Source organism: Massilia paldalensis (assembly GCF_044901715.1).
Lineage (GTDB): Bacteria > Pseudomonadota > Gammaproteobacteria > Burkholderiales > Burkholderiaceae_D > Telluria > Telluria paldalensis.
This window is the reverse complement of sequence record NZ_JBJCIU010000001.1, coordinates 1,217,155-1,239,856: the sequence shown is the minus strand read 5'-3', so window position 1 is coordinate 1,239,856 and position 22,702 is coordinate 1,217,155. Positions and strand designations below refer to the sequence as shown.

Below are 22,702 nucleotides of genomic sequence, written 5' to 3'. Positions count from 1 at the left end.
TGCCCACCATTGCGCGCACACCCGCGCCGCTCACCGCTGCGACTTCACGATCTGCAAAGCACTCGCGATCAAGCCGCTCATGTCCCCCAGGTCCGCCGGCACGATGATCGAATTGTTCGTCTTGGCCAGCTTGCCGAACGCATCGACATAATGCTCCGCCACGCGCAGGTTGACGGCATCGATGCCGCCCGGCGACCGGATCGCATCCCCCACCTGGCGCAGTGCCGAGGAGCTGGCTTCGGCCAGCGCCACGATTGCTGTCGCCTCGCCCTGCGCGCGGTTGATCGCCGCCTGCTTCTCGCCTTCCGAACGGGCGATCTGCGCTTCCCGTTCGCCGCTGGCGATATTGATCGCTTCCTGGCGCCGGCCTTCCGACGCCGCAATTAATGCGCGCTTCTCGCGCTCCGCCGTGATCTGGCGTTGCATCGCATGCAGGATCTCGGCGGGCGGGGTCAGGTCCTTGATCTCGTAGCGCAGCACCTTCACGCCCCAGTTGGCGGCCGACTCGTCGATGGCGTTGACGATCGTCGTGTTGATGTGGTCGCGCTCCTCGAACGTCTTGTCCAGCTCCATCTTGCCGATGACGGAGCGCAGCGTCGTCTGGGCCAGCTGCGTGATGGCGGCGATGTAGTTCGACGAGCCGTAGGACGCGCGCATCGCGTCCGTCACCTGGAAGTACAGGATGCCGTCCACCTGCAGCTGCGTGTTGTCGCGCGTGATGCACACCTGGGGCGGCACGTCGAGCGGGATCTCCTTCAGGCTGTGCTTGTAGGCGATGCGGTCGATGAAGGGCACGACGATGTTCAGCCCCGGCGCCAGCGTTACGTGGTACTTGCCGAGGCGCTCGACGACCCAGGCATGCTGCTGCGGCACCACGTTGATCGTCTTGAAGACGAAGACCAGCGCGATGATGAAGATCACCAGGGCGAACGTACCGAACGAGAATTGCATGGACATCCCTTCTGTCATTGATGATAAAAAGCGAGCGCGCCGGCTCAGGCCAGCGCGGCGTGGATCAGCAGGCTCGCGGCCAGCGTCGCGGAGAGCAGCAGCATGAAGCCGACGGCGCGCAGCACCGCCCGCCCCTTCTGCCTCCACGGGCGGCTGCGCAGCAGGTAGTACGGCACCGCGACGGTGCCCACGCCGATCACGGCGGCATTCAGCAGCAGCGAGCGCCGGTACTGGCGCGCGTCGCTGTCCAGGCGATACCAGTAGAAGGCCAGGAAGCTGAACGACAGCTCGACGACCATGTCCGAGACGAGGTGCGACACTTGTCCCATCGTCCGCGGATCCGCGAGGCCGGCCACCAGGGCCAGCGCCAGCAGCACGCCGAGCACCTGCTTCTGCGTCAGCGCCGGCCGTACGCCGGGCATTTGCTCGTCCGTTGCCATGCCATGTGCGTGCGTCATGCTCATCCTCGCTTGCCGGGTCGATCAGTGGTCAGCCACCACCAGGCGGCTGCCATGGACTTCGACGATGCGGAAGTCGCCCGCGTGCGGCGTGGCGCCCTTTCCCAGCTCGACGTCCCACAAGGCGCCGCGGTACATGACGCGCGCGCGGCCGTTGTCCCAAGCGGGCACGGTGACGCGCTGGCCGATGTCCAGGTTGACGTTGCGGTCGCGGCTGGCGTCCTGCCTGCCCTGGCGGCCAAAGCGCGAACGGTGCAGCAGTCCCGTCGCCAGCACGCCGGCGATGCCCGCCACGATCGCCTGCACGGACAGGCCGGCCCCCGCGAGCGCGACGATGCCGCCCAGCGCCAGGCCGATGGCGATCATCAAGAGATAAAAGGTCCCGGTGAACAATTCCAGGATCACGAGCAAGCCGGCCGCAACGAGCCAGCCCATCCAGTCAGCCATGGTCGTCTCCTCCATGTAGGCGTTTCAAAAGATAAAACCCTCGCTGCCCGGCCCGGGTAACGAGGGTTCTGCGTGGGTTTCCCGTGCGTCGATGGCGATTTTATTGTTCGTAGGTGAGGTATGTCGGCCTACCCGGCCAGTCTACCGCGTCGGTACGGTGTGTCAATCTGTTAAGCCCGTTTTTTACATTCTTCTTAGCAAGATTGCTCTCCAATCATGTCCGGTGTATGGTGGCCGTTTCGTTTCGACGGCCCGCCCGTTGTTGCCGTCGCCCAGCGTGCCGGCGCAGTCCTTGCGACCCGTTACTGCGCCCTCGGGAAAGGGCGAAAGCTTACATCGGCTGGCATACACTATGAATATGAAATGGCCCATTTCCCATGATGTCGACGCTCAGTCACGACGCGATCCCGTCGGCCGGATGGAAGAGCGGATGATTGCGTTCGATTGGGAAGCGACGTCGCTGGGGGCGCCATCGACGTGGCCGTCCACGCTGAAATCCGCCGTGCGCGTCCTGCTCGATTGCCGCCTTCCCATGTACCTGGCTTGGGGACCGGACTTCACCCAGTTCTACAATGATGCCTACGTACCCATTCTCGGCGACAAAGATAACGCGGCCCTCGGCAACGATGCGCGAGTGACCTGGTCGGAAATCTGGCCGACGATCGGGCCGATGTGGGCGCAAGTACTGGAAGGGCAAGGGATCGGTTCCGAACGCTTCAAGCTGACGATCGAGCGCTACGGTTATCCGGAAGACTGCTATTTCAGCTTTTCCTACAGCCCGGTCCCCGATGAATCGGGCAAGCCCGGCGGCGTACTGGTGACATTCGCGGAAACGACGCGCGAGGTGCTGGCCGAGCGGCGCCAGGCGTTCCAGCTGAACCTGGCCGATGCGCTGCGCCGCCTGGCATCCCCGGTCGAGATCATGGAACGTGCGGCTGCGATGCTCGGCGCGCATGTCGGCGCCGGCCGGGCCGGCTACGGCGAGATCGATCCACTGCTGACGACGGTCAGCGTGGAGCGGGACTGGACCGATGGCGCGATGGAAAGCCTGGGCGGCGAGTCGCGTCCTCTCGACAGCTTCGGTCCGCGGATCATCGACGAACTGAAAGCCGGCCGTACGCTGCGCCTGCACGACATCGGCGCCGACGAGCGTTCCGTTCCCTACGCGGCCGGCTATGCGAGCATCGGCACCCGCAGCCTCCTGGTCGTCCCGCTGATGAAGAACGGCGCGATGGTCGCGATCATGTATCTGCACCATGCTAAGCCGCACTACTGGAGCGACATCGACGTGCAGATCGCCGAGGACGTCGCGCAACGGACCTGGGACGCCGTCGAACGTGCGCGCGCAGAAAACGAACTGGTGCTTGCAAGCCGCCGGAAAGACGAATTCCTCGCGATGCTCGCGCACGAGCTGCGCAACCCACTGGCGCCGATCAGTACGGCGGCGCAATTATTGGGCCGCGGTGGCCTCGATCCGACGCGCGCGCGGGAAGCCAGCAAGATCGTGGCGCGCCAGGTCAACCATATGTCCGCGTTGCTCGATGACTTGCTGGATGTCTCGCGCGTCACGCGGGGAACGATAGAAGTCGACCTGAAACCCGTCGATTTGCGCGCCGTCATCGATGCCGCAATCGAACAGGTCGGCGTGCAATTGCGCGCGAAAAGCCATCGCTTGCACGTCGATCGACAGGACGAGGCCGTCGTCGTCGATGGCGACTTCGTCCGACTCGTGCAGGTCGTCGCCAATGTCTTAAACAATGCGGCGAAGTACAGTCCCGACGGGACCGATATCGCCGTCTCGCTGGCCAGACACGGCACGAGGGCGCGCCTGGTCGTGCGCGACGAGGGCTGCGGCATCGATGCCGACCTCCTGCCCCATGTTTTCGACCTGTTCGTGCAGGGCAGCCGTACCCTGGGGCGCACCCAGGGCGGACTCGGCATCGGCCTTGCCCTGGTCAAAACGCTGGTCGAGCGGCATGGCGGGCACATCCACCTCGACAGCGCCGGTGAACATCGGGGCACCGTCGTGACGATCGAGCTTCCCTGCATCGACGATGTCGCTGTCCAGGCCGCGCCTGCGCCGCTCGAGCCGGATGCGACGAGCACGTCGTCAGCCTTGCGCGTGCTGCTCGTGGACGACAATGTCGACGCTGCGCGGTCCCTGGCCTTCCTGCTGGAAGAGCATGGACACGATGTCACCGTCGTGCACACCGGGCGCGAAGCGCTGGCCGTCGCGCCAGGGCTGCACGCCCAGGTCGTCATCCTGGATATCGGGCTGCCCGATATCGACGGCTACGACGTATTCGACCGGCTTCAGCGCGATGCACGCTGCAGCGCCGCCAAGTTCATCGCGTTGACCGGCTACGGACAAGCGGACGACGTGGCGCGTGCCATGCGCATCGGCTTCTGGCGCCATATGACCAAACCCGCGTCCACGAAGACGCTGTTCGGCTGGCTGAACGAAGCATCGGAACTGGCGCGCGCGGCGGTGCCCTGAGCAAGCAGAAAGGCGTCGACGGTCGCGCCTAGTTCGCCTTGGGCTTGGCCGGCACGCTGCAGGCGCGCCTGCAGCGCTGATACGTATCCTCGCAAGCACCCGTCCGCGACATCCTGCGACGATCATTCCCCGCCTTCTCCAGCGCGCCACCGTCGTCCGACCGCATCTGGACCTGCGCCGTGCGCGCGAACGGATTCTTTTCCGGCACGGGGGTCGGGACCAGGCTTCCGGACGGTTCACTTGCCTGCGCATCGGCACGGCATGCGTTCTTTTCGGAAGCGCACATCGATGTGCAGAGGGCTGGTTCTTCGGCAAAGCTGGCGCTCGACAAGCCGAGCAGGATCGTCACGATGGCAAGGCGTTTCATCTCATCCCCTGGAAAAGAAAAACCCCCGCGGCCCTGCGGCCACGGGGGTTGCATCAAGCATAGTCCATCAGGATGAGATGATGAACAGTTTCCGAAGCAGGCTTACAGCTTCGCCAGCTTCTGCCACGTCTCGATGACCGAATCCGGATTCAGCGACATCGACTCGATACCCTGCTGCATCAGCCACTCGGCGAAGTCCGGGTTGTCCGACGGCCCCTGGCCGCAGATGCCCACGTACTTGCCCTGCTTCTGGCAGGCCTTGATCGCCAGCGACAGCATGGCTTTCACGGCCGGGTCGCGCTCGTCGAAGTCCTTGGCCAGCAGTTCCATGCCGGAGTCGCGGTCCAGGCCCAGGGTCAGCTGGGTCAGGTCGTTCGAGCCGATCGAGAAGCCGTCGAAATATTCCAGGAACTGCTCGGCCAGGATGGCGTTCGACGGGACTTCGCACATCATGATGACGCGCAGGCCGTTTTCGCCGCGCTTCAGGCCGTACTTGGCCAGCAGCTCGATGACCTTCTCGGCCTGGCCCAGCGTGCGCACGAACGGGATCATGATCTCGACGTTGGTCAGGCCCATCTCTTCGCGCACGCGCTTCATGGCCATGCATTCCATCTCGAAGGACTCGGCGAAGTCCTCGGAGATGTAGCGGGCGGCGCCGCGGAAGCCCAGCATCGGGTTTTCCTCGTCCGGCTCGTAGCGCGAGCCGCCGATCAGCTTCTTGTACTCGTTCGACTTGAAGTCGGACAGGCGCACGATGACGGGCTTCGGCCAGAACGCGGCGGCGATGGTCGCCACGCCTTCGGCCAGCTTGTCGACGTAGAAGGCGCGCGGCGACGCGTGGCCGCGGGCCACCGATTCCACGGCCTTCTTGAGGTCGTTGTCGATGTTCGGGTACTCGAGGATGGCCTTCGGGTGCACGCCGATGTTGTTGTTGATGATGAATTCGAGGCGCGCCAGGCCCACGCCGCCGTTCGGGATCGACTGGAAGTCGAAGGCCAGTTGCGGGTTACCCACGTTCATCATGATCTTGGTGGCGATCTTCGGCAGGTCGCCACTCTTCACTTCCGAGATCTCCGTTTCCAGCAAGCCGTCATAGATCTTGCCCTCGTCGCCCTCGGCGCAGGAGACGGTGACGAAGGTACCGTCCTTCAGCGCCTCGGTGGCGTCGCCGCAGCCGACGACGGCCGGCACGCCCAGTTCACGGGCGATGATCGCCGCGTGGCAGGTGCGGCCGCCGCGGTTGGTGACGATCGCCGAGGCGCGCTTCATGACCGGTTCCCAGTTCGGGTCCGTCATGTCGGCGACCAGCACGTCGCCCGGCTGCACGCGTTCCATCTCGGACGGATCGTTGATGACGCGCACGGGGCCGGCGCCGATCTTCTGGCCGATGGCGCGGCCCGAGGTCAGCACGGTGCCGGTGCCCTTCAGCTGGAAGCGCTGCTGGGTGTCGGTGGCCTTCTGCTGCGACTTCACGGTTTCCGGACGGGCCTGCAGGATGTACAGCTTGCCGTCGCGGCCGTCCTTGCCCCACTCGATGTCCATCGGGCGGCCGTAGTGCTTCTCGATGATGACGGCATACTTGGCCAGCTCGACGACCTCGTCGTCGGTCAGCGAGTAGCGGTTGCGCAGCTCGACCGGCACGTCCACGGTCTGCACCGAGCGGCCCGCCTTGGCTTCCGGCGCGAATTCCATCTTGATCAGCTTCGAGCCGATGTTGCGGCGGATGACGGGCTTCTTGCCCTGCTCCAGCATCGGCTTGTGGACGTAGAATTCGTCCGGGTTGACGGCGCCCTGCACGACGGTCTCGCCCAGGCCGTAGCTCGAGGTGACGAAGACGACATCCTTGAAGCCCGATTCCGTGTCGATGGTGAACATGACGCCGGCGGCGCCCAGGTCGGAACGCACCATGCGCTGCACGCCGGCCGACAGCGCCACTTCGGCATGGGTGAAACCTTTATGGACGCGGTAGGAGATCGCGCGGTCGTTGTACAGCGAGGCGAACACGTGCTTCATCGCTTCCAGCACGTTGTCGATGCCGACGACGTTCAGGAAGGTTTCCTGCTGGCCCGCGAACGAAGCGTCCGGCAGGTCTTCCGCTGTCGCCGAGGAACGCACGGCGAACGACATTTCCGTGCTGCTATCGGCCACCAGGCGTTCGTAGTAGTCGCGGATTTCCTGTTCCAGGCGCGGCTGGAACGGGGTGTCGACGATCCACTGGCGGATCTCGGCGCCGGCAGAGGCCAGCGCGCGCACGTCGTCCACGTCCAGGCTTTCCAGGCGGGTGGCGATGCGATCACCGAGAGACGGACCACCGTCCGCGCTGTGGCGCAGGAAGTCGCGGAAGGCATCGGCCGTGGTGGCAAAGCCGCCCGGCACGCGCACGCCGGCCTCGGCCAGCTGGCTGATCATCTCGCCGAGCGAGGCATTCTTGCCGCCGACCGACTCGACGTCGGTCATGCGCAGTTGCTCGAACGGGGCGACGTAGACGCCGTTGCCGGCGCCGGCCGCCGTTAGATCGGCTACCTTCAATGCTGCAGTAGACAGGTTAGTCATGGTAAAACACCTTTTTGATGATGGAAATCTGTGCGGTCGGCGGTACAGCAAAAACGCCGAGAAACCGTCGCGAGCGGCAGCAGGTTTGTCCGAGAAGCGCAGCTGTACGTGATGTACAGCGAGCATCGGAGGACGAACCTGCAACGCGCAGCAGGTTTATCGGGTTTTTGGCGATTTCTTGTTATTCTTGTGAAATGCTGCACGGCACAACCTGAATCTGTTGCAGAGCATTCTACCCCGTACGCCTGATTCTGACAGCGCGGTTGCTGCAACTTTGTTATCTGATTATTGAAAAAGACACCATGACTCCAGCAAGCACCCCATCCAGTCCGAGCGCCGCGCGCACCGTGTTTTTCGTATCCGACGGTACGGGTATCACTGCGGAAACATTCGGCCATGCGGTGCTGAGCCAGTTCGAGATGCGCTTCCGCCAGATCCGCCTTCCGTTCATCGACACCGTCGAGAAGGCCTACGAGGCGGCGCGCCGCATCAACGAGGCGGCCACGGGCGACGGCCAGCGTCCCATCGTGTTCTCGACCCTCGTCAAGCACGACCTGTCGAGCATCATCCGCGCGGCGCAAGGCATGCACATGGACCTGTTCCAGACCTTCGTCGCGCCGCTGGAGCAGGAACTGGGCGTGAAATCGACGCACACGATCGGCCGCATCCACAACACGGTCGATACCGAGGAGTACAAGAACCGCATTGAGGCCATCAACTTCTCGCTGGCGCACGACGACGGCCAGTCGCACAAGAACCTGGCCGAGGCGGACGTGATCCTGGTCGGCGTCTCGCGCTCCGGCAAGACGCCGACGAGCCTTTATCTTGCAATGCAATATGGCATCAAGGCGGCCAACTACCCGCTGATCCCGGACGATTTCGAGCGCGGGCGCCTGCCCTCGGCCTTGCCTCAGTTCAAGCACAAGCTGTTCGGACTGACGATCACGCCCGAGCGCCTGTCCCAGATCCGCAACGAGCGGCGCGCCGGCAGCAAGTACGCGGCGCTGGAGAACTGCCGCTACGAGGTCAACGAGGCGGAGGCGCTGATGCGCCGCGAAGGCATCCGCTGGCTGTCGTCCACGACCAAGTCGATCGAGGAGATCTCGACCACCATCCTGCAGGAGATCAAGCCGGACCGGCGCGAGTACTGACGGTGCCGGCTGGCGGCATTTAAAAGAACTGCCGCCAGTCTTCCAGCCAGCCCGGGAAGGCGTCGGCCGCCATCGGATTGGCAATGTGGTAGCCCTGGGCGTAGGTGCAGCCGAGGGCCTGCAGGAAGTCCCAGTCCTGGCGCGTCTCGACGCCTACCGCCACCGACATGCGGTCCAGGCTGTGCGCCAGGCCCAGGCAGGATTTCAGCACGGTCCCGAGCGGGCGCTTCTTCGAGGCGCCGTCGACGAAGGAGCGGTCGATCTTGAGTTCCGAGAACGGGATCCGCGCCAGCAGCTGCAGGTTCGAGCGTCCGGTGCCGTAGTCGTCGATGGCGAGGCCGAAGCCCAGCATGCGCAGGCGCACCAGGCGCTCGATGAAGTCGGCGTCGAAGTCCAGGATCGACGATTCCGTCATCTCGAACGTCAGGTAGTCGGGCAGCACGCCGTGGCGCTGCATGCAAGACGTCACCTGGCGCAGGAAATTCGGATGCGCCAGCGTGGCCGGCGACAGGTTCAGCGAGATGGAGATCGGGATGCCCTGGTCGTGGTAGCGGCGGCAGCGCTCGACCGACGTCTCGATCATGGTCCAGTCGAGGAAATCGACGCGGCCGTTCTGTTCCAGCGCGTCGATGAAGGAACCCGGGCCCAGCACGCCATGCTCGGGGTGGCGCCAGCGCGCGAACGTCTCCAGTCCCTTCACCTGGCCCGTGGCCAGTTCGATCTTGGGCTGGAAGAAGGGTTCGAACTGGCGCTTCTGCAGGCCCAGGCCGACTTCCGCGAAGCTGAACCGGCGCACGGGCTGGCGGGCGGCGGCCGGGCGCGGCGCCTGATAATGGTCGAGCAGCGCCTTCAGTTTTGCCGTCGTGACGGGCTTGGCGATGGTGCCCAGCAGGTCGACGCCGTACGACTGCGCCAGCGTCTCGACGGAGAACAGCACGCCGGGCGGCTGGTCGCCCACCACGATCAGGCGCACGGCGGACTTCTGCGCGGCGATCGCGCGCAGCAGTTCCAGGCCGTCCATGCCGCCCAGCGCCAGGTCGATGACGGCGACGTCCACCTTGGGGGTGAAGCCGCCCTGCAGCGTGCGCAGCGCCGTCGGGCCGTCGGGCACGTCCGTCACGCGGGTGGCCCCGGCATGGCCGAGCGCCTCGATGAGGGCGCGGCGCTGGACCGGATCGGCCTCGGCGACGAGGAAATGCAGGCTGTGTAACTGCTGGGCGGTGTCCATCGGGGCGGCTCCATGATTCATGCCCGAAGCGTAACCCGGGAACGCAGCCGCGTCCATGCCTCCCGGGTCCGAGGCTCGTCAGCGGGGCGGCGACTGTTGTTGCCTGAGCTGTTCGAAGAAGCACACGGCGGCGCAGGCGGCCACGTTCAGCGACTCCACCTGGCCCGCATGCGGCACGGCGACGCGGCGCGTGGCCAGCGCCAGCAGTTCGTCGGACACGCCCTGCCCCTCGTGGCCGAGGATCCAGGCGACGGGCCCGGCCAGGTCGACGTCGTACAGCCTGTCGGCCGCATAGCCGCTGGTGGCCAGCACGGGCACCGCGGCGGCGCGCACCAGCGCGGGGAGGTCGGCGTGCTCGAAGATCTCCAGCACGAAGTGGGCGCCCATCGCCGCGCGCAGCACCTTGGGCGACCAGATCGATGCCGTGCCGGGGCTGCAATAGACTTGCCTGATCCCGGCCGCGCCGGCGCTGCGCAGGATCGAGCCAGCGTTGCCGGGATCCTGCACGCCGTCCAGCAGCACGGCCGATGTCGTCAGCGCGGGCGCCGATGCCGGCCGCGGGGTCTCGACGAGGAACAGCAGGTGCACGCCGTGCTCGACCTGGCTCAGGGCGCCGAACAGGGCGTCCGGCAGCGCAGTCACGTGGTTCTGCGCCGCTTCGACACGGCCCACGATGGCGACTACCTCCGGATTGCCCAGCGCACCGTCCGACACGACGCAGTGCAAGGGCTGGCCGATGAGGTCCAGGTAAGTCTGGCACAGGTGCACGCCGTCCAGCAGCGACTTGCCCGCCTTGCGCAGCGCCTGCGTGCTGCCGGCCAGGTGTTTGAGCTCTTTGTAGAAGGCGTTGTCGCGCGAGGTGATCGTCTTCATGCCGGCATCCCGGCGAAGAGGTCCGGTTGTTCGATCAAGGCGCGCACGGGCGCGAAGCTGCGCCGGTGCACGGGGCACGGGCCGTGCTCGCGCAGGCGCGCCAGGTGCAGCGCCGTCGAGTAACCCTTGTGCTGGTCGAACGCGTACTGCGGATACGCCGCGTGCAGCGCCACCAGGGCCGCGTCGCGCGCCGTCTTGGCCAGGATCGAGGCGGCCGAAATCGCGTGCACCTTGTCGTCGCCCTCCACCACCGCGTGGGCGCGCACGGACGTCGTAAACTGCGGGCAGCGGTTGCCGTCGATCAGGGCGATGGTCGGCACCGTCGCCAGCATCTCGACGGCGCGGCGCATCGCCAGCATCGTCGCCTGCAGGATGTTGAGCGTGTCGATCTCTTCGTGCGAGCACTCGGCGATGGCCCAGGCCAGTGCCTGTTCCTTGATGATGGGCGCGAGCTCGTCGCGGCGCGCCTCGGTCAGCTTCTTGGAATCGCGCAGGCCCTCGATGGGGCGCGCGGGGTCGAGGATGACCGCGGCCGCGTACACGGGGCCGGCCAGCGGGCCGCGGCCCGCCTCGTCCACGCCGCACACGATGTCCTCGATCGTGAACGGCCGGTTCTTGGCCGGCAGGCCGGGATAGAAATCGAACTTCTTCTTTCTCATGACTTTACTTACCTATCACCTGCAACACGGCGTCGGCACTCTTCGACGCGCTGTCGCGCAGCAGGCTGTGATGCATGTCCGTGAAGCGCTGCTGCAGCCGCTTGCGGTTGTTCTCGTCGGTCAGCTGGAACCACACGGCATCGGCCAGCGCCTGCGGCGTGGCCGCATGCTGCAGGAATTCCGGCACGACGAACTCGCGCGCGAGGATGTTCGGCAGGCCGATCCACGGCAGGTATCCCATATTGCGGATCAGCAGCCACTCGGCCTGCATCACCTTGTACGCGATCACCATCGGTTTCTTGAACAGCGCCACTTCCAGCGTCGCCGTGCCGGACGCGGCCAGCACGGCGTCGGCGGCAGCGATGCAATCATGCGACCGTCCGTCCACCAGCGTCAAGGGCACGTCCTGCAGGCCGGCCCTGGCGGCGATCTGCTGGAATGCCGTCTTCTGGCGCTCTCCGGCCATCGGCGCGACGAAACGGATCGACGGGTCGCGCGCCGCCAGCAGCTTCACCGTGGCCAGGTAAGGCTCGGTCAGGTACTTGATCTCCGACATGCGGCTGCCCGGCATGACGGTGACCACCTTCGCGTCCTCCGGCATGCCCAGCGCGCGGCGCGCGGCGGCCACGTCGGGCACCAGGGGAATCGTCTCGGCCAGCGGGTGCCCGATGTAGGTCACGGGGACGCCGGCTTGCTCGTAGAGTTCCTGCTCGAACGGGAAGATGACCAGCATGTGCGACACGGCCCGCCGGATCTTCTTGATCCGCCCGCCGCGCCAGGCCCAGATCTGCGGGCCGACGAAGTGCACGGTCGGAATGCCGGCCGCCCGCAGCTGCTCTTCGAGTCCCAGGTTGAAGCCCGGGTAGTCGGCGCCGATGAAGGCAGCCGGCCGTTCGGCGAGCAGGCGGTCGCGCAAGCGGTTCTGGATGCCCTTGAGTTCGCGGTAGCGCAGCAGCACGGGCAGCAGGCCCCGTACCGTCAGCGTGTCCATCGGCACGTCGGACGCCAGGCCCTGCTCCAGCATGCGCGGCCCGCCGATGCCGGTGAAGCGCACGTCCGGCAGGCGTGGCTTCAGGCCCGCCATCAGGCGCGCGGCCAGCAGGTCGCCGGAGACCTCGCCGGCCACGAGGGCCAGCGAGGGTGCGGCCGTCGAATCAGCGGACGATGCCACGGGTGCTGGTGTCGAGGAATGCGCGCAGCGCGCGGATGTGCGGCGCCGCTTCGGCCGATGCGGCTTCTTCCTCGGCCAGCTTGGCCTTGGCTTCCTCGAGCGTCAGGCCGGAACGGTACAGGTGCTTGTACGACGCACGCAGGCCGTTGATCTGCTCGCGCGTGAAGCCGCGACGCTTCAGGCCCTCGATATTGATGCCGTGGGCCTCGGCCGGGTTGCCGGAGACGAGCACGAACGGCGGCACGTCCTGGGTGAGGCTCGTGTACATGCCGATGAAGGCATGGGCGCCGATCTTGCAGAACTGGTGCACGCCGCAGTAGCCCGACAGGATCGCCCAGTCGCCCACATGCACGTGGCCGGCCAGCTGCGCATTGTTCGAGAAGATCGTGTTGCTGCCCACGCGGCAGTCGTGCGCCAGGTGGGTATAGGCCGACATCCAGTTGTCGTCGCCCAGGCGCGTCACGCCCTCGTCCTGGACGGTGCCCAGGTTGAAGGTGCAGAACTCGCGGATCGTGTTGCGGTCGCCGATCTCGAGGCGGGTCGGCTCGCCGGCCCACTTCTTGTCCTGCGGCGCGGCGCCCAGCGAGGCGAACTGGAAGATGCGGTTGTCGCGGCCGATCGTCGTGTGGCCCTCGATCACGACGTGCGGACCGACCACGGTGCCGGCGCCGATGCGCACGTTGGGACCGACGATCGAGTACGGGCCGACCTCGACCGAGCTGTCCAGCTCTGCGTGCGGGTCGACGATGGCGGTCGCGTGGATCTTGCTCATGTTACTGCCCTGCGCCGTTGGTCGCCGATTCGTTGGCGCGGATCGTGCACATCAGTTCCGCCTCGACGGCCACCTTGCCGTCGACGCTGGCCTGGGCCTTGTACTTCCAGATGCCGCGCGAGGTGCGCAGGATCTCGACATCCATCTTGAGCTGGTCGCCGGGGCCGACCGGGCGCTTGAAGCGCGCGTTGTCGATGCCGACGAAGTACACGACCGAGTTCTCGTCCGGCTTCACGCCCATGGTCATGAACGACAGGATCGCGGCGGTCTGGGCCAGCGCTTCGATCATCAGCACGCCCGGCATCACGGGCTGGTGCGGGAAGTGGCCGTTGAAGAATTCCTCGTTGACCGTGACGTTCTTAATCGCGGTGATGGTCTTGCCCAGCTCGTAGTCGACGACGCGGTCCACCAGCAGCAGCGGGTAGCGGTGCGGCAGGTAGCTCTTGATCTCGTTGATGCCCAGGACTTTGGAGACGTTGGTGTCGGTGGTGGTGTCAGTCATTTTTGTTGTGTGGTTCCGTCAGGTTTTTAATCTGTTTTTCCAGCGCGCGGATTTTCTCGCGCATCGAGGACAGGTTGCGCACGATTGCGGCGCTCTTTTCCCACTCGGCATTCTTGGCAAGTGGGTAGAAGCCGGTGTACTGCCCCGGCTCGAGCACCGAGCGCGATACCATGCTGCCCGATGAGATATGGACGTTGTCGGCGATTTCCAGGTGGCCCAGCACCATGGCGGCGCCGCCGAAGGTGCAGTTCTTGCCGATCCTGGCGCTACCGGCGACGCCGACGCAGCCCGCCATCGCCGTGTTGGCGCCGATGTGGCAGTTGTGGCCGATCTGGATCTGGTTGTCCAGCTTGACGCCGTCCTCGATGACGGTATCGGCCAGCGCGCCGCGGTCGATCGTCGTGTTGGCGCCGACGTCGACGTCGTCGCCCAGCAGCACGCGGCCCGTCTGCGGGATCTTGATGTAGACGCCGTTCTCGCGCGCGAAGCCGAAGCCGTCGGTGCCGATCACGGCGCCCGAGTGCAGGATGCCGCGCCGGCCGATCTTGCAGCGGGCGTGGAAGGTCACGTTGGCGAACAGGTGGCTGCCTTCGCCGATCTCGGCTTCGCGGCCGATGTAGCAGCCGGCGTCGATCACCACGTGCGCGCCGATGACGGCGCCGGCCTCGATGGTGACGTTGGGTCCCACATGGGCGGTCGGGTCGACCGTCGCCGTCTCGTGCACCACGGCGCTCGGATGGATGCCGGGCGGGGGTACCGCTTCTTCCAGCGCCACGAAGTACTGGGCCGCGCGCGCGAAATAGGCGTACGGGTTGGTGGTGACGATGCGCGCGCCTTCGTAGGTGGCGCCGACGGTGGCGTCGTCCAGCGGCGCCACGATCAGTGCCGCCGCGCGGCTCTGTGCCGCCAGCGCGCGCAGTTTGCTGTTGCTGAGAAAGCTGATGTGCGAAGCATCGGCGCTGTCCAGCGGCGCGATACCCTGGACCTCGAGGTCCGGGTCGCCGATCAGCTGTCCGCCGAAGCGTTCGACCAAATCACCCAGTCGAGTGGCCATCTTGGTCGTCCAATCAAAGTATTAAAAAAAAACCGCCGGCCACGCAGGGCCGGCTTCCGTGTCAGGTAGGGTGGGCACCATGTGCTCGCCATGCACCGGTCAAGCACACGTTCGGTGGGCACGTGGTGCCCACCCTACCACCGACTTACTTGTCGAGCAATTTCAGGATCTTGTCGGTGATGTCGATGCGCGGGCTGGTCCAGACGGACTCCTGCAGCACGACATCGAGGTGTTCCTGTTCCGCGACCTGTTCGATCAGCTTGAACGCCTTCTGGGCGATCGCAGTGCGTTCCTCGTTCTTCCGCTGGATCAGGTCCTCGTTGAACTCGCGCTGCATGCGCTGCACGTCCTTTTCCATATCGAGCAGCTCGCGGGTGCGGCGCACGCGGTCGGCGTCGTTCAGCTTGGGCGCATCCTCGTCGAACTTCTCGCGGCTCGACTTGTAGCGCTTGATCATCTCGTCGACCTGCTTCTGGCGCTTGGAGAATTCGCCCTGGATCTTCTCGTCGGCCACCTTGGCGAGCTTGGACTCGGTCATCAGGCGCTCCGTGTACACGAAGCCGATGCGGCTGGGCGCGTTCTGCGCCTGCGCGCTTGCCATCGCACCGGCGCATGCGGCGGCCAACACCAGATTCCTGGGCAGCGAGGCAATCACATTTTTCAACATAGTTCTCCGCATTCCTTATGGTTGGCGCGCCGGCCAGGGCCGGCGCGGCCGATCAGAAGCCGGTACCCATCTGGAACTGGAAGCGTTCCAGGCGGTCGCCCGGCTTGGAGTTCAAGGGCTTAGCATAACTCAACTTGAGCGGGCCCACCGGCGAAATCCACGACAGGCCGATACCGGCCGAGGTACGCAGCTCGGACGGGCGGATCTTCTGGTTTTCCTGGTAGATCTGGCCGGCGTCGGCGAAGGTGAACCAGCGCAGCGAACGATCCTGGCCGCTGCCCGGGAACGGGAACTGCAGCTCGGCATTGCCGATGATGCGCTTGGAGCCCCCCAGGGCGTCGTAGGTGTACGGGTCGACGATACCCAGCGACGAGCTTTCGTAGCCGCGCACGGAACCGATGCCGCCGCCGTAGAAGTTCTTGAAGACCGGGTAGGCGTGGCCCTGCATGCCCTTGCCGTAATCGAGCTCGCCCTTCAGCGCGAGCGTCATCCAGCGCGTGATCGGACGGTACCACTGGTGTTCGTAGATCGCGCGGTAGTACTTGGCGTCGCCGAAGAAGTCGACTTCCAGGTTGGCGCGCTGGTAGCGGCCGCGGCTCGGGGTTACCGCGCTGTCGCGCGAGTCGCGGCCCCAGGCCACGGTCAGCGGGATCGAGTTGGTGGTCGCCGTGCCCACGCCGGAGGACGGGCCGCCGTTCTGCTGGACGAACTGCTTGTACAGCGTCGGCGAGCTCTCGTCGGTTTCCAGTTCCGTGCGTTCCACGCCGGCGCCGAAGTAGACGGTGTCGATCTCGGAGAACGGCACGCCGAAGGTCATGTTGCCGCCCTGCTGGCGCACCGAGTAGGAACCCAGGTTGATCGCCGGCGGACGCGAAGTGCGCAGGTAGACCTGGAAGGCGCGCGAGATGCCCTCGTCGGTGAAGTACGGGTTGGTCTGCGCGAACGAGATCGTGCGGTTGTACTTGCTGGTGTTCAGCTCGATGCCGACGGTATTGCCCGAGCCGGCGAAGTTGGCCTGGGTGACGGACGCCGTGAAGGTGAACTTCTCGGCCTGCGAGAACGCGCCACCGATCATGAAGTTACCGGTCGGCTTCTCGACCACGGCGATGTTCACGTCGACCTGGTCGGTGGTGCCCTGCGATTCCGGCGTCTCGACGGTCACGTCCTTGAAGTAGCCGAGGCGGTCGACGCGGTCGCGCGACAGCTTCACGCGGTTCGGGTCGTACCACGAGCTCTCGAACTGGCGGAATTCGCGGCGGATCACCTCGTCGCGGGTGATGGTGTTGCCCGAAATGGTCATATGGCGCACGTAGGCGCGCTTGCCCGGGTCGACGAAGAAGGTGAAGGCGACTTCGCGCTTCTCGCGGTTGATCTCCGGGTTGGCGGTGACGTTCGCGAAGGCGTAGCCGAAGCTCGCCAGGCGGTCGGCGATGCGCTTGTTCGACGCTTCCTGCAGGTCGCCGGAATAGGTCTGGCCGGGCTTGAGCAGCACCAGGCTCTTGAGCTCTTGCTCGCGGCCGAACATCTCGCCGTCCATCTTGACGCCGGTGACGGTGTACTTGTCGCCCTCGGTGATGTTGATGGTCAGGTAGATGTCCTTCTTGTCCGGGGTGATCGACACCTGGGTCGATTCCACGTTCACCTCGAGATAGCCATGGTTCAGGTACCACGACTTGATGTTTTCCAGGTCGCCCGTCAGCTTCTGCTTGGAGTACTGGTCGGCCTTCGAGTACCAGGTGAACCAGCCCGAGGTCGACAGCTGCAGCAGCGCGCGCAGCTCCTTGTCGGAGAAGGCCTTGTTGCCGACGATGTTGATCTGGCGGATCTTGGCGACGTCGCCCTCGTCCACGTTGAACATGACGTTCACGCGGTTACGCTCGATCGGGGTGACGGTGGTGGTGATCTTGACGCCATACAGGCCGTGCGACAGGTACTGGCGCTTCAGTTCCTGCTCGGCGCGGTCGACCGATGCCTTGTCGAAGATCTTGGTCTCGCCCACGCCGATCTCGCGCAGGGCCTTGACCAGCATGTCCTTCTCGAATTCCTTGGTGCCCGTGAAATCGACGGAGGCGATGGCCGGACGTTCCTCGACCAGCACCACCAGCACGCCGTTCTCCTCTTCCAGGCGGATGTCCTTGAAGAAGCCGGTCGCGTACAGCGCCTTGATCGCGGCGGTGCCCTTCTCGTCGTCGAAGGTTTCCCCCACGCGCACCGGCAGGTAGCTGAACACCGTGCCCGCCTCGGTCCGCTGGATGCCTTCGACCCGGATGTCCTTCACGACGAAGGGCGTGGCGGCGGCCGCATGGCCGGCGCACAGGGCCAGCACGGCAGCGCCGATCAGGCTACGTCGGGAAGGCAGGACAAAGCTGGGCAGGGCAAGGCGATCAGGTTGTAATTTCATCGATTAATTCAGGTCAGTCATTGGACAACGTTTCGTGTTCTCAGCCCGTACTTATGCCGCTTCGAAGAAAAGACCTCGTGCGAAGTCCCTTCAAAGCAGCCGCACCAGGTCGTTGAAGACGGCGAGCGCCATCAGCATGAACAGCAGGCCTACCCCGGCACGTTGCGCGATCTCGTTGATGCGCGCCGACACGGGACGCCCGGTCAAAACTTCCAGCGAATAATACAGCAAATGGCCCCCATCCAGAACGGGAATTGGTAACAGATTCATTACTCCAAGGGTGATGGAGATGAAGGCGATGAACTCCAGGAAGGGCTGCGCGCCCGCCCTGGCCGTCTGTCCGGCCACGTCGGCGATGGTGATCGGGCCGCTCACGTTCTTCAGCGAGACTTCGCCGACGATCATCTTGCCGACCATCTTGACGGTCATGGAAGCCGTTTCCCAGGTGCGGTGCGCGCCGCGCGCCAGCGCTTCCAGCGGGCCCGATTTCACCTCGACCATCTCCGGCAGCTGGGCCACGTACAGCTTGACGATGCCGTTGCCGGTGGCCGGATCGCGTTCCGGCGCCAGCGCCAGCGTCACCTGCTGGCCGGCGCGCGTCACGCCCAGCTGCAGCGTGCGGCCGGCGGCGCCACGCACGGCCTCGATGAAGCCGATGCCGTCCACGACGGGCTTGCCGTCCACCGTGGCCACCACGTCGCCGGCACGCAGCCCCGCCCTTTCGGCCGGGCCGCCGGGCAGTACCCGCTCGACGATCGCGCGCGGGCGCCACATATGCATGCCCAGCGCGCCCATCACGTCGCCGTCGACGTCCAGCGCCGCCATCGTCGCCTGCGGGAGGACGGCGCGGTAGCTGCTGCCGTCGGCGGCGCGCAGTTCCAGCTCGGCGGCGCGCTTGTCCAGGACAACGCGCACGATCTCCCAGCGCAGTTCGGTCCAGGATTGCACGGGGCGGCCGTCGACGGCGGTGACGACATCGCCGCCGCGCATGCCGGCCTTGTACACGGCCGAGCTCTCGGCCATGCCGCGCAGGCGCGTGCCCGGTTCTTCCTTGCCGCCCATGTAGATGCCGGCCATGACGACGATGGCCAGGATGAAGTTGGCGAGCGGGCCGGCGGCCACGATGGCGATGCGCTTCCACACGTTCTGGCGCGTGAATTCGCGTTCCAGGTCCTTCTCGCTGGCGGGCGCCGTGCTCGGGTCGCGGGCGTCCAGCATCTTGACGTAGCCGCCGATCGGCAGCGCGGAAATCGCCCATTCCGTCTGGTCCGGGCCGAAACGGCGCGACCACACGACGCGGCCCATACCGATCGAGAAGCGCAGCACCTTCACGCCGCACAGGCGCGCGACCCAGTAGTGGCCCAGTTCGTGGAACACGATCAATGGACCGAGCGCCAGCAGGAACGCCAGCACGGTGGTGATCAGGCTCATCTTACCCTCCTCGCAGCCCGCCCACGATGCGCGAGGCCGCGTTGCGGGCGCACGCGTCCTGGGCCAGCACGGCGTCGATGCTCGAGGCGGCGCCGCACGGGTTTTCGTCCATCACCTGGCGCACCACGCGGTCGATGTCGCGGAAGCCGATGTGGCGGTCCAGGAAGGCTTGGACCGCGACTTCGTTGGCCGCGTTCAGCAGCGCCGGCGCGGTACCGCCCGCACGCAGCGCGTCGAACGCCAGCGCCAGGCAGGGGAAGCGGTCGAAGTCCGGATGGTGGAACTGCAGCGCCGCCCACTGGGTCAGGTCGAGCTGCGCCACGCCTGATGCGATGCGCTCCGGGTAGGCAAGCGCGTGGGCGATGGGGGTACGCATGTCCGGGTTGCCGAGCTGGGCCAGCACGGAGCCGTCCGCGTAGGACACCATCGAGTGGATCACGCTCTGCGGGTGGATCAGCACCTCGATGCGGTCGGCCGGCGCGCCGAACAGCCAGTGGGCCTCGATCACTTCCAGGCCCTTGTTCATCATCGTGGCCGAATCGACGGAGATCTTGCGGCCCATCGACCAGTTCGGATGCTTGCACGCCTCTTCCGGCGTGACGGCTTCCAGCGTCTCGACGGCGCGCTGCAGGAACGGGCCGCCGGACGCCGTCAGCACGATCTTCGCCACGCCGGCGGCGTCCGGATCGCGGTCGTAGTGGGCGGGCAGCGACTGGAAGATCGCGTTGTGCTCGCTGTCGATGGGCAGCAGCGTCGCCTTGTGTTCCTTGACGGCGTCCATGAACAGCTGGCCGGACATGACCAGCGCTTCCTTGTTCGCCAGCAGCACTTTCTTGCCCGCACGGGCGGCGGCCAGCGTCGGGGCCAGGCCGGCGGCGCCGACGATGGCGGCCATGACGGTGTCCGTCTCGCTGCTGGACGCGATCTCGCACAGGGCGGCTTCGCCGTGGGCCACGTCGATGTCCAGGCCGGCCAGCAGCGCGCGCAGGCGCGCGGCCGCCTCGGCGGTGCCGACCACGGCGCGCTGCGGGCGATGGGTGCGGCACTGGGCCGCGAGTTCCTCGACGCGGGAATGCGCGCTCAGGGCGTGGACGGCATACTTGTCGGGATGACGCGCGAGCACGTCCAGGGTCGAGGCGCCGATCGAACCGGTGGCGCCCAGGATGGTGATGCGTTGCATGGTGAGACCTTTACAGGCGCGAGCCGATCAGTGCGGCCAGCGGTAGAACCGGGATGAGGGCATCGATCCGGTCGAGCACGCCACCGTGGCCGGGCAGCAGGTTGCTGCTGTCCTTCATGCCGGCACGGCGCTTGAGCTGGGATTCGAACAGGTCGCCGACGATGCTGGCGGCGACCATCAGGACCAGGATGGCCAGCAGCGCCGGCCAGCCGAACGCGGCTTGCACGCGGGCGGCAAAGGTATTGGCGAAGGCCGGGCCGCCGAACGCGACGGACAGCGAGGCCAGCACGAGCACGGCGATGCCGCCGCCGATTGCGCCTTCCCACGATTTACCCGGGGAAATGGAAGGCGCCAGCTTGCGCTTGCCGAAGGCCTTGCCGGCGAAATAGGCGCCGATATCGGCGACCCAGACGATGGCCAGCACGGACAGCAGGAACAGCGGCGAATACGAATACAGGGCGACGATGGCCGTGAAGCAGCCGACGATGCCGAAGCCGTAGACGAGGCTCAGGATCGTGTTCGGCGTCGTGCCCAGCGGCGGCAGGCCCGTCTTCAGCGAGGGGGCGAAGCGGGCGATCCACAGCGCGACGCTGAGTGCCGCCCAGAACGAGGGATTGATGCGGTCCGTGAACACGGCGACGGCGAACGCCGCCGTCCACAGCAGCGCGATGACATGGGCGTTCTGGGTGCCCGGGTTGAACAGCCGGAAGCACTCCCAGATCGCGGCGCCGAAGAACACGGTTGCCACCACCGCGAAGGCCGTGAAGTTGTTGAAGTAAAGAATCGGCAGCAGGACTGCCAACAGCACGACGGCGGTGATGACACGGGTTTTCAGCATGCGTTTTACTTGGCCTTGTTAGCTACTTGCTCTCCGGTACGGCCGAAGCGGCGTTCCCGGCTCTGGTAGGAAGCGATCGCGGTGTCCAGCGACTCGGGCGAGAAATCCGGCCAGAAGGTGTCGGTGAAATAGAGCTCGGAATAGGCGAGCTGCCACAGCAGGAAGTTCGAGATACGCTCTTCCCCGCCGGTGCGGATGAACAGGTCCGGCTCCGGCGCATAGGCCATCGCCAGGTGCGGCGCCAGCATGTCTTCCGTGTAGTCCGTGGTGCCGGGGTTGGCGGCGACCATCTTGCTCGTCGCCTGCATGATATCCCAGCGGCCGCCATAGTTGGCGCACACGGTCACCGTGAGGCGGCTGTTGTTGGCGGTGCGGCGCTCGGCATTGGCGATCATGTCCTGCAGCTTCGGGTCGAAGCGCGACAGGTCGCCCACCACCTTCAGGCGGATGTTATTGGCGTGCATCTTGGACACTTCGCGCTCGAGCGCGGTGACGAACAGGCCCATCAGGTAGGACACTTCGTCGGCCGGGCGGCGCCAGTTTTCCGAGGAAAAGGCGAACAGCGTCAGGTATTCGACGCCGCGCTCCACGCAGGCCTCGACGATCTTGCGCACGGCATCCACGCCCTTGACGTGGCCAGCCACGCGCGGCAACAGGCGCTTAGTGGCCCAGCGGCCATTGCCGTCCATGATGATGGCGATATGGCGGGGCACCGTGGGCGCGTCGGGTACGGCGGTGGTCGAGCTTTTGAAAATCATAAATCAGGCCAGAAGCGGCCGACCGGCTAGCCGGGTCGGTCACGCGGATGCGGCATCAACAATGCAATGAGAATTGCAATTTTACCTTACCGCAAAAACAACGGGAGCGGAGCGGCAAAAGCCGGTCCGCCCTTCCATGACGAATGGCCGGCCGCGAGGGCCGGCGGCGGCGTCACACCGTCATGACTTCCTTTTCCTTCTCGGCGACCAGCTTGTCGATGTCCACGACGGCCTTGTCGGTCATCTTCTGGATGTCGTCCTGGGCGCGGCGCTCGTCGTCTTCCGAGATGGCCTTGTCCTTGACCAGCTTCTTGAGCTGTTCGTTGCCGTCGCGGCGCACGTTGCGCACGGCGATCTTCGCGTCTTCCGCTTCCGACTTGCACAGCTTGACCATTTCCTTGCGGCGCTCTTCGGTCAGCGGCGGGGTCGGCACGCGGATCATTTCGCCGAACGAGGACGGGTTCAGGCCCAGGTCGGAGTCGCGGATGGCTTTCTCGACGGTGTTCAGCATCTTCTTTTCGTAGGGCTGGACACCGATCGTGCGGGCGTCGATCAGGGTCAGGTTGGCGACCTGGGACAGCTGGGTCGGCGAACCGTAATAGTCGACCATGACGGAGTCGAGGATGCCAACGTGGGCGCGGCCGGTACGGACCTTGGCCAGGTTGGCGCGCAGGGTCTCGATGGACTTCGCCATCTTGTCCTGGGCATTTTTCTTGACGTCAGCTACAGACATGCTGCTCTCCT

21 protein-coding genes are annotated in these 22,702 nt (G+C 65.7%); 2 read left to right on the top strand and 19 right to left on the bottom strand.

Annotated features, from left to right (window positions below):
- Window positions 1-30 precede the first annotated feature (30 nt).
- Genes ACI1V7_RS05515 through ACI1V7_RS05505 form a run of 3 tightly spaced genes read right to left on the bottom strand, consistent with a single transcriptional unit; the run spans window position 31 to window position 1,856 of the window.
- Window positions 31-951: an SPFH domain-containing protein gene (locus ACI1V7_RS05515; RefSeq protein ID WP_404530736.1), complete on the bottom strand. Its 921-nt coding sequence runs from the start codon at window positions 949-951 to the stop codon at window positions 31-33.
- A gap of 44 nt (window positions 952-995) precedes the next feature.
- On the bottom strand, window positions 996-1,409 hold the full coding sequence (locus tag ACI1V7_RS05510; protein WP_404530735.1) for a hypothetical protein: 414 nt from the start codon (window positions 1,407-1,409) through the stop codon (window positions 996-998).
- A 24-nt stretch (window positions 1,410-1,433) separates the two neighbouring features.
- On the bottom strand, window positions 1,434-1,856 hold the full coding sequence (locus ACI1V7_RS05505; protein ID WP_404530734.1) for an NfeD family protein: 423 nt from the start codon (window positions 1,854-1,856) through the stop codon (window positions 1,434-1,436).
- A 352-nt stretch (window positions 1,857-2,208) separates the two neighbouring features.
- Between ACI1V7_RS05505 and ACI1V7_RS05500 the strand changes: the two genes are divergently transcribed.
- The gene (locus ACI1V7_RS05500) at window positions 2,209-4,353 is read left to right on the top strand and encodes a hybrid sensor histidine kinase/response regulator (protein WP_404530733.1); all 2,145 of its coding nucleotides are present in this window, start codon (window positions 2,209-2,211) and stop codon (window positions 4,351-4,353) included.
- Between the two features lie 28 nt (window positions 4,354-4,381).
- Here the strand turns inward: ACI1V7_RS05500 and ACI1V7_RS05495 are convergent, their stop codons facing one another.
- On the bottom strand, window positions 4,382-4,720 hold the full coding sequence (locus ACI1V7_RS05495) for a hypothetical protein (RefSeq protein ID WP_404530732.1): 339 nt from the start codon (window positions 4,718-4,720) through the stop codon (window positions 4,382-4,384).
- A 102-nt stretch (window positions 4,721-4,822) separates the two neighbouring features.
- Window positions 4,823-7,177 carry a phosphoenolpyruvate synthase gene (gene ppsA, locus ACI1V7_RS05490; protein ID WP_404531547.1) on the bottom strand — a complete coding sequence of 785 codons (2,355 nt, stop codon included), beginning with the start codon at window positions 7,175-7,177 and terminating at the stop codon, window positions 4,823-4,825.
- 398 nt (window positions 7,178-7,575) lie between these two features.
- Between ppsA and ppsR the strand changes: the two genes are divergently transcribed.
- Window positions 7,576-8,424, top strand: a complete 849-nt coding sequence (gene ppsR / locus ACI1V7_RS05485; RefSeq protein ID WP_404530731.1) for a posphoenolpyruvate synthetase regulatory kinase/phosphorylase PpsR — start codon at window positions 7,576-7,578, stop codon at window positions 8,422-8,424.
- Between the two features lie 19 nt (window positions 8,425-8,443).
- Here the strand turns inward: ppsR and ACI1V7_RS05480 are convergent, their stop codons facing one another.
- From ACI1V7_RS05480 to frr, 14 genes are all read right to left on the bottom strand, one after another.
- On the bottom strand, window positions 8,444-9,652 hold the full coding sequence (locus tag ACI1V7_RS05480) for an EAL domain-containing response regulator (protein ID WP_404530730.1): 1,209 nt from the start codon (window positions 9,650-9,652) through the stop codon (window positions 8,444-8,446).
- A 78-nt stretch (window positions 9,653-9,730) separates the two neighbouring features.
- Window positions 9,731-10,525 (bottom strand): TrmH family RNA methyltransferase, encoded by a 795-nt coding sequence (locus tag ACI1V7_RS05475; protein ID WP_404530729.1) that lies wholly within the window; start codon window positions 10,523-10,525, stop codon window positions 9,731-9,733.
- A complete protein-coding gene (rnhB, locus tag ACI1V7_RS05470; RefSeq protein ID WP_404530728.1) occupies window positions 10,522-11,184 on the bottom strand; it encodes a ribonuclease HII in 663 nt (220 codons plus the stop codon). The genes ACI1V7_RS05475 and rnhB overlap by 4 nt, the downstream gene beginning before the upstream one ends.
- Window positions 11,185-11,188: 4 nt before the next feature.
- A complete protein-coding gene (lpxB, locus tag ACI1V7_RS05465; RefSeq protein ID WP_404530727.1) occupies window positions 11,189-12,355 on the bottom strand; it encodes a lipid-A-disaccharide synthase in 1,167 nt (388 codons plus the stop codon).
- On the bottom strand, window positions 12,339-13,127 hold the full coding sequence (gene lpxA, locus ACI1V7_RS05460; RefSeq protein WP_404530726.1) for an acyl-ACP--UDP-N-acetylglucosamine O-acyltransferase: 789 nt from the start codon (window positions 13,125-13,127) through the stop codon (window positions 12,339-12,341). Before lpxA ends, lpxB begins: the two co-directional genes overlap by 17 nt.
- Window position 13,128: 1 nt before the next feature.
- Window positions 13,129-13,629 (bottom strand): 3-hydroxyacyl-ACP dehydratase FabZ, encoded by a 501-nt coding sequence (gene fabZ, locus ACI1V7_RS05455; protein ID WP_404530725.1) that lies wholly within the window; start codon window positions 13,627-13,629, stop codon window positions 13,129-13,131.
- Window positions 13,622-14,683, bottom strand: a complete 1,062-nt coding sequence (gene lpxD, locus ACI1V7_RS05450; RefSeq protein WP_404530724.1) for a UDP-3-O-(3-hydroxymyristoyl)glucosamine N-acyltransferase — start codon at window positions 14,681-14,683, stop codon at window positions 13,622-13,624. The genes fabZ and lpxD overlap by 8 nt, the downstream gene beginning before the upstream one ends.
- 145 nt (window positions 14,684-14,828) lie before the next feature.
- The gene (locus tag ACI1V7_RS05445; protein ID WP_404530723.1) at window positions 14,829-15,311 is read right to left on the bottom strand and encodes an OmpH/Skp family outer membrane protein; all 483 of its coding nucleotides are present in this window, start codon (window positions 15,309-15,311) and stop codon (window positions 14,829-14,831) included.
- A 91-nt stretch (window positions 15,312-15,402) separates the two neighbouring features.
- Complete coding sequence (gene bamA / locus ACI1V7_RS05440) at window positions 15,403-17,751, bottom strand: outer membrane protein assembly factor BamA (RefSeq protein ID WP_404530722.1); 2,349 nt, start codon at window positions 17,749-17,751, stop codon at window positions 15,403-15,405.
- Window positions 17,752-17,841: 90 nt separating this feature from the next.
- On the bottom strand, window positions 17,842-19,182 hold the full coding sequence (rseP, locus tag ACI1V7_RS05435; protein WP_404530721.1) for an RIP metalloprotease RseP: 1,341 nt from the start codon (window positions 19,180-19,182) through the stop codon (window positions 17,842-17,844).
- Between the two features lies 1 nt (window position 19,183).
- Window positions 19,184-20,362: a 1-deoxy-D-xylulose-5-phosphate reductoisomerase gene (gene ispC, locus ACI1V7_RS05430; protein ID WP_404530720.1), complete on the bottom strand. Its 1,179-nt coding sequence runs from the start codon at window positions 20,360-20,362 to the stop codon at window positions 19,184-19,186.
- 10 nt (window positions 20,363-20,372) lie between these two features.
- On the bottom strand, window positions 20,373-21,200 hold the full coding sequence (locus tag ACI1V7_RS05425) for a phosphatidate cytidylyltransferase (protein ID WP_290411044.1): 828 nt from the start codon (window positions 21,198-21,200) through the stop codon (window positions 20,373-20,375).
- Between the two features lie 5 nt (window positions 21,201-21,205).
- Entirely contained in the window at window positions 21,206-21,958 is a 753-nt protein-coding gene (uppS, locus tag ACI1V7_RS05420; protein WP_404530719.1) for a polyprenyl diphosphate synthase, read from the bottom strand.
- Between the two features lie 172 nt (window positions 21,959-22,130).
- Window positions 22,131-22,691: a ribosome recycling factor gene (gene frr / locus ACI1V7_RS05415; protein ID WP_404530718.1), complete on the bottom strand. Its 561-nt coding sequence runs from the start codon at window positions 22,689-22,691 to the stop codon at window positions 22,131-22,133.
- Between the last annotated feature and the right edge of the window lie 11 nt (window positions 22,692-22,702).

Excerpts from the sequence above, each read along its gene's own strand:
- lpxA (WP_404530726.1), bottom strand. The coding sequence starts at position 13,127 with ATGAGCAAGATCCACGCGACCGCCATCGTCGACCCGCACGCAGAGCTG.
- rseP (WP_404530721.1), bottom strand. The coding sequence starts at position 19,182 with ATGAGCCTGATCACCACCGTGCTGGCGTTCCTGCTGGCGCTCGGTCCA.
- ppsA (WP_404531547.1), bottom strand. The coding sequence starts at position 7,177 with ATGACCGACGTCGAGTCGGTCGGCGGCAAGAATGCCTCGCTCGGCGAG.
- fabZ (WP_404530725.1), bottom strand. The coding sequence starts at position 13,629 with ATGACTGACACCACCACCGACACCAACGTCTCCAAAGTCCTGGGCATC.
- bamA (WP_404530722.1), bottom strand. The coding sequence starts at position 17,751 with ATGAAATTACAACCTGATCGCCTTGCCCTGCCCAGCTTTGTCCTGCCT.
- ACI1V7_RS05480 (WP_404530730.1), bottom strand. The coding sequence starts at position 9,652 with ATGGACACCGCCCAGCAGTTACACAGCCTGCATTTCCTCGTCGCCGAG.
- ispC (WP_404530720.1), bottom strand. The coding sequence starts at position 20,362 with ATGCAACGCATCACCATCCTGGGCGCCACCGGTTCGATCGGCGCCTCG.
- ACI1V7_RS05495 (WP_404530732.1), bottom strand. The coding sequence starts at position 4,720 with ATGAAACGCCTTGCCATCGTGACGATCCTGCTCGGCTTGTCGAGCGCC.
- frr (WP_404530718.1), bottom strand. The coding sequence starts at position 22,691 with ATGTCTGTAGCTGACGTCAAGAAAAATGCCCAGGACAAGATGGCGAAG.
- uppS (WP_404530719.1), bottom strand. The coding sequence starts at position 21,958 with ATGATTTTCAAAAGCTCGACCACCGCCGTACCCGACGCGCCCACGGTG.
- ACI1V7_RS05510 (WP_404530735.1), bottom strand. The coding sequence starts at position 1,409 with ATGACGCACGCACATGGCATGGCAACGGACGAGCAAATGCCCGGCGTA.
- ACI1V7_RS05425 (WP_290411044.1), bottom strand. The coding sequence starts at position 21,200 with ATGCTGAAAACCCGTGTCATCACCGCCGTCGTGCTGTTGGCAGTCCTG.
- ACI1V7_RS05515 (WP_404530736.1), bottom strand. The coding sequence starts at position 951 with ATGCAATTCTCGTTCGGTACGTTCGCCCTGGTGATCTTCATCATCGCG.
- lpxD (WP_404530724.1), bottom strand. The coding sequence starts at position 14,683 with ATGGCCACTCGACTGGGTGATTTGGTCGAACGCTTCGGCGGACAGCTG.
- ppsR (WP_404530731.1), top strand. The coding sequence starts at position 7,576 with ATGACTCCAGCAAGCACCCCATCCAGTCCGAGCGCCGCGCGCACCGTG.
- ACI1V7_RS05505 (WP_404530734.1), bottom strand. The coding sequence starts at position 1,856 with ATGGCTGACTGGATGGGCTGGCTCGTTGCGGCCGGCTTGCTCGTGATC.
- ACI1V7_RS05475 (WP_404530729.1), bottom strand. The coding sequence starts at position 10,525 with ATGAAGACGATCACCTCGCGCGACAACGCCTTCTACAAAGAGCTCAAA.
- ACI1V7_RS05500 (WP_404530733.1), top strand. The coding sequence starts at position 2,209 with ATGAATATGAAATGGCCCATTTCCCATGATGTCGACGCTCAGTCACGA.
- rnhB (WP_404530728.1), bottom strand. The coding sequence starts at position 11,184 with ATGAGAAAGAAGAAGTTCGATTTCTATCCCGGCCTGCCGGCCAAGAAC.